The sequence below is a fragment of the Oleiphilus sp. HI0067 genome (assembly GCF_001635735.1).
Genome location: NZ_LWFI01000313.1, coordinates 1 through 929, shown reverse-complemented (window position 1 = coordinate 929; position 929 = coordinate 1). Strand labels below are relative to the sequence as shown.

The following is a 929-nucleotide window of genomic DNA, read 5'->3' as shown; positions in this document are numbered from 1 at the left end:
TCGATTTTTCTGAAAGTTTTGTGAGTTGTTTTTTTGATCTATAGCCCTATTATATGACGTAGGATTTATGAATCATTTTCTGCCATAAAACTGGAGTTATTTCATGCAGGATAAACAGTTTCCTCAGTCAAAAGTAGCGACCGCTGAGCAAGATAAGTTAGCGCAAGTTATGGGTAACAGCCAAGCGGCTCTTGGCGCAGACGTGTCTTCTGTATTGAAGAATACTTACATGCTTTTGGGTTTAACTATTGCGTTCTCAGCATTAGTTGCATACCTATCAATGGACGCACCACGCCCTGGCATTATCGTTACTCTTGTTGGCTTCTACGGCCTATTCTTTTTAACTGCAAAGCTAAGCAACAGCGCTTGGGGCTTGGTAAGCACCTTTGCATTAACAGGTTTCATGGGTTACACGCTTGGCCCGATCATTGGAATGTTCGCTGGTGCCGGCGCAATGCCAATTGTTGCTAACGCACTTGGCTTAACAGCCTTCACATTCTTTGGCCTTTCTGCGTATGCACTGATTACGCGTAAAGATTTCAGCTTCTTAGCTGGCTTTTTAACAATCGGCTTCTTTGTATTGTTAGGCGCAATGCTAATTGGCTTTTTTACGAGTATGCCGGGCTTGCAGCTTATGATCTCAGCTGGCTTTGTTATTTTCTCTTCTGCTGCGATCCTCTTCCAGACAAGTGCGATTATCCACGGCGGTGAAAGAAACTACATATTGGCGACAATCAGCTTGTACGTTTCAATCTACAACTTGTTCCTGAGCTTGCTTCAATTGCTGACAGCTTTTGCTGGCGATGAATAGGTTCGAATAGATCATCAGCAAAAAGCCTCGCTTTCGCGGGGCTTTTTCATTTTTATCCTCAACAAACTACGACCACATCGCTACAATAGCTTCTATGAAACTAGCCATACTTATTACA

1 protein-coding gene is annotated in these 929 nt (G+C 43.1%); it reads left to right on the top strand.

Translation table 11 applies throughout. The annotated features are described in order from the left end of the window. Window positions 1–169 precede the first annotated feature (169 nt). Window positions 170–811 carry a Bax inhibitor-1/YccA family protein gene (locus A3739_RS03815; RefSeq protein ID WP_068478826.1) on the top strand — a complete coding sequence of 214 codons (642 nt, stop codon included), beginning with the start codon at window positions 170–172 and terminating at the stop codon, window positions 809–811. The last annotated feature ends 118 nt before the right edge of the window (window positions 812–929 follow it).